The organism is Yersinia artesiana (genome assembly GCF_902726545.1).
Lineage (GTDB): Bacteria > Pseudomonadota > Gammaproteobacteria > Enterobacterales > Enterobacteriaceae > Yersinia > Yersinia artesiana.
The window spans coordinates 1-6,221 of record NZ_CACVAD010000096.1 but is presented as its reverse complement, the minus strand read 5'-3'; the positions used below and the strand labels follow the sequence as shown (position 1 = coordinate 6,221).

Here is a 6,221-nt window from a genome sequence, read left to right as displayed (position 1 = left end):
GAATGACCTCTTTTTGGACGGAAAAGAAGGGCCAAAACTCTACTTTACAACGGTACTGAAAGAAGGGAAGAGATCACAATTCGGACAGTATTTGGTCCGGTGTTTTATCCAATATCTTGCCACTAAATTTTTCATTTATTTCTGGGCTAACGACCACAGGGATACCATAATTCACCCCAAGATCATTCAACAAATCAGTAACTTTTATGCCTCGACTATAAATAAAAAAAGGCTCCCCCAGCCAGGGAATAGCTTTCCCAGAAGCCTGGGACATAAATAGTAACAATATCACGCCCGCAAGCGCTTTCATGATACCACCCTGTGGGCGTCTATTTTATGCTTAGTTGAAATATGCGCCTTAGGAGTATTCATTGTGCCTTCTAATGAATTAAGTATCTGAATAAAATAATGAATTCTTTCTAGCGCTATAGACAGTCTTTGGCGTTCATGATCAATACTATTTCTCTCATCGGGAGTATGTCGATACCAAAGCCACCAATAGTCACGTTCAACCTGTAATGCAAAGTCCTGCGTATCTTCAAGTGCCACCAGCATGAGAGAAATATAATTAACAACTGAATCAGATATCATTTTCTTTTCAATAAAAACAAAGCCAATACAAATAGAATGGCCGTAGTTTATCGCCTTAGCAGGAATGCCATTGAGCGTAAAATGCATAATATTGGCATCAGATAAATCAACATCTTTGATTAAAGGCTGCATTTTCAATACTTCTAACATCAATTGTTTCTCCAGCAACACCACGTTCTAATTATCCGCGACCTTTAAATACCTGACATAAGGTTAAAACCTGCTTTACTCATTATTCATAATTAAATGAATCTATAACGAGTAGTAATGAAATCAGTGTAATTCTTGATATCAAATTTTGACTGTGGCGTACTAAAAAAAACAGTCAGGTGACTTTATGGAAAAATCATCATCACTCGTCACTCGATTGACACTATTACTGGGTATGACCTTAACGGCTATTTGGTTAATTTCAATTGCTATGACCGCATTCTTCTCATATGAAGATACGCGCCAACGTTTGGTACATGAGTTGACACACATAGCATCATTACGGGCAGATTTAAGTAATTACCAATTCGAAGGGGCTGAAAGGGATGCTGTTTCATTGATCAACCGCCAGGATCATAACCAAATGAGCTGGGGATTCCCTATACCAATCAAAAATGAGAGCGTAAAAAACAATACTCTTATTAATTCGATAACTTGTTTCCCCACTCAATCTAAACATGATTTTCAGATAAAACAGGCTTACGGCACGTCAGGCCAGACCTATTACCTTGATAGTTTTACGATTAAGAATCATGACGGTATTACTATCTTTAAACCGCAAAATGTTTCCAGCGACTATTTGAAACAACGGCGTAAAGAGCTGCTTTTGCTTCCTATATTTCCTACCCACAACAATATTTTTTGGGGAATTCCCACTTATACTAAACAAAATGGCTGGCATGTTTCTGTTGCTGCGTGTGATCAAATGGGGTCATTAGCGGGGTTTTCATTAAAACTGAATGAATTAGTGACTAACAATCAATCATTTGATCAGCGGGATATCAATTTATTACTGGATAAAGAAGGAGAATTATTACCTCTTTCTCAGCAGAACATACCGTCAAATCAGTTATATGAAATCCTCCGCCAACTGAAAAATATTCATTTACACGATGGCTGGCAACAAACGCCTGATTATTTGGTACTAAGAACTCAGTTACAAGGCCCAGGTTGGCAGCAATTAGTGATTTATCCACGGATAGGATTCGCTTGGGAGGCAGCAAAGCCCGCATTACATCAACTCCCCTTTGCACTGGCTATTTTACTGCTCCTTACCTTAGCGCTTTCTTTATTACTGCGATATTACCTGGCCATTCCATTATGGAACTTTGTCAATATTATCGGTGCTACCGGCCCGCAAGCTATGGAGCCACGATTACCTGTTAAACGTATGGATGAATTAGGTCACATTGCTCGTGCCTACAACGGTTTATTAGACAACTTGAATGAGCAATACGACACATTAGAAATGAAGGTAAAAGAACGCACGCTGGCATTGGCGAAATCAAAATTGGCTGCAGAACAAGCAAATCATCGCAAAAGTATACATCTGACCACCATAAGTCATGAGATTAGAACGCCCTTAAATGGGGCTTTAGGTGCCGTCGAGTTATTACAAAATACGCCCTTGGCACCGGAGCAATACCGGTTAGCAGAGACTGCGCGTCAGTGTTCACATTCATTGCTGGCAATAATCAATAATCTTCTGGACTTCTCGCGTATTGAATCCGGTCAATTAACCTTGTCGCAAGAGAAAACAGCGCTATTACCTTTACTGGATCAGGCAATGTTAACCATACACAGTCAGGTCTTAAATAAATCTATCGCGCTCTCTACTTATGTCAGCTCAGACGTGCCTCTGGAAATTGAGCTGGATAGTCAGCGCATAAAGCAAATTCTGGTAAACCTATTGGGTAATGCCGTTAAATTTACGCGGCAAGGTCATATTAGTCTGACTGTTGAACGCAAAGGTCAGCAACTCTGTTTTACCGTTGAAGATACCGGCTGCGGTATTGATTCACAGCATCAGGAGAAGATATTCCGCCCCTTTATACAAACTTATGACCATGGGCAAGGAACCGGACTGGGGCTGACTATTGCAGATAATCTGGCAAAAATGATGGGGGGAAACATTACGCTTTACAGTAAACCCAGCTGTGGCAGCCGTTTCTCATTAACTCTGCCGTTTAGAGGGACAACTCCAGCAATGCCTTTTAAGGGTGTGTGCTATGCTCCCCCCTCATCGTTACAGGCACAATTATCCGCCTGGGGCATCACCAGCCAACCGATGAATCATAAATCGGTTAGCCTGCCGCTGGAGTTATTCGCTGATAAAGAATTGTGTTACCTACCGGGCCGTTTATATACCAAGATAAAACACTATCTAGAGAATAAAGGATACGCCCCCTCTTGCCAGCAAGAGATACCATATAATCTTCCGCTACAACCCTGGCATATGAGTATATTACTGGTCGACGATGCAGAAACCAATCGTGATATTACCGGCATGATGCTGCGGCAACTGGGGCATCAGGTTACGCTAGCTGAAAGTGGCGAAGCTGCGCTGCATATCGGGCAAGGCCAATATTTTGATCTGGTGCTGATGGATATTCGTATGCCGGGCATGGATGGCCTAACAGCTACCCAGCATTGGCGTAACGATACAATTAATTTAGATAACCGCTGCATGATAACGGCGCTTAGTGCAAATACTAATCCGGATGAAAAAATAAAGGCCTATCAGGCAGGAATGAATCATTATATTTCTAAGCCCGTGACGTTCAGTCAATTGGCAGAAGTTCTGGATTTGACAGCACAATTTCAGCTCGAACGAGGGATTAATCTCACTCCACAAATAACCCCCGCTAAACCATTATTGAATCTGGCGGACAGCTCACTCCGATTAAAATTATCGAAATCACTGCAAGAGTTACTGCAACTGGCAAGAGACTCTCTCACTCATATTCCCACACTATCTAACCATCTTCACACTTTAAAAGGATGTGCCGGGCAAGCAGGATTAGTTGAATTACAAGAAGCAGTTATTCAACTGGAAATAGCCATTGAAGCAAAGGAAAGGATTACACAACAAGATATCACTCGCCTCGACGAGATAGTTCATTGGCTATTTCAGCCACGGAGCCCCCATAAGGCCATTTAAATCATCAGGTAAAGGAATAACTTTATGAATACAAAATTATTAATTGTGGACGATCATGAATTGATTATTAATGGCATCAAAAATATGCTTGCAGCTTATTCACGCTATCAGGTTGTCGGTGAGGCAGAGAATGGGTTGGAGGTGTATAACTTATGTCGCCAAACTGAACCAGATATCGTCATTATTGATTTAGGATTACCCGGTATGGATGGCCTTGATGTCATTATTCAACTTCTTCGCCGTTGGCCAGGCATGAAGATTTTGGCACTGACCGCTCGTCATGAAGAGCACTACGCCAGCCGAACACTGAATAATGGTGCACTAGGGTATGTTCTGAAGAAAAGCCCACAACAAATTTTGATGGCGGCCATCCAAACTGTGGCTGCTGGTAAGCGCTATATTGATCCTGCGCTCAATAGCGCTTTGTTGAGCAAATTGACTCAAAATAGCGAGACGAATAGAACTATTTTAACACCACGTGAGCGGCAGATATTAAAACTGATCACCGAAGGTTCATGTAATCGTATTATCGCGACTCAACTTTCTATCAGCCAGAAAACCGTTGAAACCCATCGCCTTAATATGATGAAAAAACTGGATGTGCACAAAGTCGCCGAATTGATTCAATGGTCATACCGCTTAGGTTTAAACGAATAATGCCAGTAAGTTATCGGCATACTTATGTTTTATTATTAATGAACAATAAAGCCCCCTGTTGGTCTATCTCCAACAAGGGGGCTTTAGCTGATAAGAGAAAACCTGATGGTTTGTTTTGAATCGGTATTAGCTTTGAACCGGTGTTTGCTTCGGCGCAAACAATGTTTTCTCATAAGCCTTGGCTTTCTTATGATCAAACTGATGTTCCCACTTGGCAATAACCAACACGGCTAATGCATTCCCTACCACATTCAGTGCAGTACGCGCCATATCCAGAATACGATCAACGCCGGCAATAAAGGCCAAGCCTTCCAGTGGAATACCGACACTGCCTAATGTTGCCAGCAAAACAACAAAGGAGACACCCGGAACACCGGCGATACCTTTTGAAGTCACCATCAAAGTCAGCACCAGAATAATCTCTTGCCCAATCGACAGCTCAATGCCGTAAAGTTGGGCAATAAATATCGCTGCAATACTTTGGTATAACGTGGAGCCATCCAGATTAAATGAATAACCGGTTGGTACGACAAAACTGGTAATTGCTTTTGGCGCGCCATAAGCTTCCATTTTTTCGATAATTCGCGGCAATACAGTTTCAGAGCTGGCCGTAGAATAGGCAAGAATCAGCTCATCCTTCAGAATCCGAATCAATGTCCAAATACGCAGTTTACATAATCTCGCCACGGTACCCAGTACCACTAAAGCAAAGAAAATAATAGCGGCGTAAACCAGAACAACTAATTTGGCGAGCGGAATCAGTGATGCAAAACCAAATTTGGCGACCGTTACCGAGATCAGGCCAAACACCCCGATCGGCGCATAACGCATAATCATGTGTGTAACTTTGAACATGCTTTCAGATACTGCTTTAAACACATTCAACAGTGGTTCTTTGGTTTCTTTTGGCAATGAAGACAGCCCTAAACCAAACAACACTGAGAAGAAAATAATTGGCAACATATCGCCTTTTGCCATAGAAGCAAAGACGTTAGCAGGGATCAGCGACAAAATGGTGCTTACCAGGCTGTGGCTACTACTTTGTACTTGTTCGGTGGTTTTTTCGTACTGAGATATATCAACTACAGTCAACGCAGACATATCAATACCGTGCCCTGGCTGGAACACATTCGCCAAGGTGATCCCGACAATAATGGCAACGGTCGTGATAACTTCGAAATAGATGATGGTTTTCAGACCAATTCGCCCAAGCTTCTTCGCATCCCCAACACCGGCAATACCTACGATCAATGTTGAAATAACGATCGGTACCACAATCATTTTAATTAAGCGGATAAAGATATCGCCCGCCGGGCTTAAAATATTATTAACTAACCATTCTCTTGACTCAATTTGGTTATGCAAAACTGCACCAACCAAAATACCTAATACCAGTGCAATGAATATTTGCCAGGCCAGACTTATTTTTACACTTTTCATACCCTAAAAATTCCTCAAAGCATTCTATAAAATGCAAGTCACCAAGCATCTCAAATAGAATACTTAATCATTAAGTACGGGGCTATAGTTGATAAAACTTATGGCCCAGCCTCCCGTCAGCCGTCCACGTTATAAATCAGTATCATTTTCAGGCACTCCTCTGCAAGCCTTGTTTACACTATGCCTACATCGCACCCGTGCTTAAAATCAGCCAAAAAAATCATTAATCATCAGTAAACATTTGTTATTAAAAAAGTAAAATACATCAATGGCAAATAACAACCTAACCGATCAGTAGGAAAAATGAGCGAAATTAAATTATTGTATAATTCATAATTATGTTTTGTTTTATGGTTTATTTTGTTTACACCTTGTTAATTAT

4 protein-coding genes and 1 pseudogene are annotated in these 6,221 nt (G+C 41.3%); 2 read left to right on the top strand and 3 right to left on the bottom strand.

The window, feature by feature from the left end:
- Nucleotides 1-76 precede the first annotated feature (76 nt).
- Nucleotides 77-310 (bottom strand): annotated as a pseudogene (locus tag HU019_RS19945) (EscC/YscC/HrcC family type III secretion system outer membrane ring protein); the annotation flags it as partial.
- Nucleotides 307-741 (bottom strand): hypothetical protein, encoded by a 435-nt coding sequence (locus tag HU019_RS19940; protein WP_174850123.1) that lies wholly within the window; start codon nucleotides 739-741, stop codon nucleotides 307-309. The pseudogene HU019_RS19945 and the gene HU019_RS19940, both read right to left, overlap by 4 nt.
- 187 nt (nucleotides 742-928) lie before the next feature.
- Between HU019_RS19940 and HU019_RS19935 the strand changes: the two genes are divergently transcribed.
- The gene (locus HU019_RS19935) at nucleotides 929-3,742 is read left to right on the top strand and encodes a two component system sensor kinase (protein ID WP_174850124.1); all 2,814 of its coding nucleotides are present in this window, start codon (nucleotides 929-931) and stop codon (nucleotides 3,740-3,742) included.
- A 24-nt stretch (nucleotides 3,743-3,766) separates the two neighbouring features.
- Complete coding sequence (locus tag HU019_RS19930; protein WP_174850125.1) at nucleotides 3,767-4,399, top strand: two component system response regulator; 633 nt, start codon at nucleotides 3,767-3,769, stop codon at nucleotides 4,397-4,399.
- A 126-nt stretch (nucleotides 4,400-4,525) separates the two neighbouring features.
- Here HU019_RS19930 and gltP read toward each other — a convergent pair whose 3' ends face one another.
- The gene (gene gltP, locus HU019_RS19925) at nucleotides 4,526-5,839 is read right to left on the bottom strand and encodes a glutamate/aspartate:proton symporter GltP (RefSeq protein WP_174850126.1); all 1,314 of its coding nucleotides are present in this window, start codon (nucleotides 5,837-5,839) and stop codon (nucleotides 4,526-4,528) included.
- Nucleotides 5,840-6,221: the final 382 nt, after the last annotated feature.

What these genes read in the sequence shown, in the direction of transcription:
- HU019_RS19940 (WP_174850123.1), bottom strand. Translation starts at nt 741, where the DNA reads ATGTTAGAAGTATTGAAAATGCAGCCTTTAATCAAAGATGTTGATTTA.
- HU019_RS19935 (WP_174850124.1), top strand. Translation starts at nt 929, where the DNA reads ATGGAAAAATCATCATCACTCGTCACTCGATTGACACTATTACTGGGT.
- HU019_RS19930 (WP_174850125.1), top strand. Translation starts at nt 3,767, where the DNA reads ATGAATACAAAATTATTAATTGTGGACGATCATGAATTGATTATTAAT.
- gltP (WP_174850126.1), bottom strand. Translation starts at nt 5,839, where the DNA reads ATGAAAAGTGTAAAAATAAGTCTGGCCTGGCAAATATTCATTGCACTG.